We start from the raw sequence: 1,959 nt of genomic DNA on the forward strand, positions 1-1,959 counted from the left end.
GTCGAGCTGCATGCCTCAGCCCCGCACTATGTCCTGCCTCATCGGCGAGAGGAGCGCATTTATCCCCGGGCCATCCGGCTCAAATCGCCGAAATATCCGATCAGAAAGAAAAATGCCAGTCAGCTTAACTGACTGGCATTAGTCCATGCGCCGGTTTATTTGTTTCTAGGCTGCTTTTGCGGCCTGGGCAGCACGCACCACCGCCGCCAACCGCTTGAGCCCCTCATCCAGCCGCGCCGGATCAATGTGGCTGAAGTTCAATCGCAGATACCCCGGATGGTTGTCCGGCTCGGGGAAGAACGGCTCCCCCGGCATGAACGCCACGTCGTTGGCCAGCGCGGCATTCAGCAAGGTGCGGGTGTCTTGCGGCTGCTTGAGTTTCAACCAGAAGAACAGCCCGCCCTGCGGCACGTTCCAGTCCGCCAGGTCGGAGAAGTGCGTTTCCAGCGCAGCCTGAAATGCATCCCGACGCCCCCGATAAAAATCGCGCAACTCACTACGGTGTTGCTGATATTTTTCGGTGCCGATCCATTGCAGCGCCTGCCACTGGCCGATCCGATTGGTGTGCAAATCCGCCGACTGCTTGAGTTTCAACAGATGCGGAAACAGGTCCGGGCTGGCTATCAAGTAGCCGACACGTAAACCCGGCAACAGGGTTTTCGACACGGTCCCGGTATAGATCCAGCTGGCCTTCTTCAAGCGACTGACAATCGGCGTAGCGCTGCCACCGTCGAAGGTCAGCTCGCGGTAAGGCTCGTCCTCAATCAGCGTCACGCCAAACTCATCGAGCAATGCCGCCACCGCGTTGCGTTTGGCTTCGCTGTAACGCACCGCCGATGGATTCTGGAAGGTCGGGATCAGGTAGATGAAAGCCGGGCGATGTTGCTCCAGGCGAGCGCGTAGCGCCGTCAAGTTCGGTCCGTCAGCCTCCAGCGGCACGGTCAGGCAGTCGGCACCGAACAGCTGGAAAATCTGCAATGCCGCCAGATAAGTCGGCGCTTCGAGCAGGATTTCGGTGCCCTTGTCGATGTACAGCTTGGCGGCCAGGTCGAGGGTCTGCTGTGAGCCGCTGACCACCAGTACCTGGCTTGCCTCACATGGCACTCCCAACGCTCGCGCCTCGGCGGCCAGCGCTTCGCGCAACGCCGGTTCGCCCTCGCTCATGCCGTATTGGCCCATGGAAACCGGCATCTCGGTCCACTCGACCTTCGGCAACATGGTTTCGGCCGGCAAGCCGCCGGCAAACGACATCACCTGCGGACGTTGGGCCGCAGCGAGGATTTCACGGATCAAAGAACTTTTAAGGCGTGAGACACGTTCGGAAAAAGCCATGGGGATCACCGGTAGCGAGGCATGTGAAAAATGAGTCAAACTTGTTGACCGAAATTACGCCTCCCCGAACGGATACGTCAATATGCTTGACCTTAAAAACCCGCTTTCCCAGCAGCAAGCCATGGAAGCGTTTTTCTTCGGCTACCAGGCCTTCACCGCCAAGGCCGATGAAATGCTCGAACGTCGCGGCCTGAGTCGGGTGCATCAGCGCATCGTGTTTTTCATCGCCCGCTATCCGAACCTGAGTGTCAAGGAACTGCTGGCTTTACTCGGTGTGAGCAAGCAGGCGTTGAACATGCCGTTGCGTCAGTTGGTCGAGATGCATCTGGTGGACAGCGTCGCGTCCGAGTCGGACAAGCGTAAGCGGCTGCTGGAACTGACCGATGACGGCGCTCGTTTCGAACAGTCGTTGCGCCGTGAGCAGGTGAAATTGCTGGAGCGGGTGTTTGCCGAGGCCGGGGAGACAGCGGTGAATGGGTGGTTGACGGTGAACCTGGCGTTGGGAAAAGGCCAGTTGTCGGCAGACTGAGTATTCAATCTGCTGGATTTGCAGTGGCTGAACCGATGCCTTCGCGAGCAAGCCCGCTCCCACAGGTGACCGCATTCCCCTGTGGGAGCGGGCTTGCT

Annotated in this window: 2 protein-coding genes; one reads left to right on the plus strand and one right to left on the minus strand. The window is 59.2% G+C overall.

What is annotated here, in order from left to right:
- Positions 1-165 precede the first annotated feature (165 nt).
- Positions 166-1,332, minus strand: coding sequence for an aminotransferase-like domain-containing protein (locus AC3WTM_RS29440; protein WP_102671809.1), 1,167 nt, complete (start codon positions 1,330-1,332; stop codon positions 166-168).
- A gap of 82 nt (positions 1,333-1,414) precedes the next feature.
- Here AC3WTM_RS29440 and AC3WTM_RS29445 point away from each other — a divergent pair, with 82 nt between their 5' ends.
- Positions 1,415-1,861 (plus strand): MarR family winged helix-turn-helix transcriptional regulator, encoded by a 447-nt coding sequence (locus AC3WTM_RS29445; RefSeq protein WP_102671808.1) that lies wholly within the window; start codon positions 1,415-1,417, stop codon positions 1,859-1,861.
- Positions 1,862-1,959: the final 98 nt, after the last annotated feature.

It is taken from the genome of Pseudomonas sp. EU05-FHT14B02 (assembly GCF_058791055.1).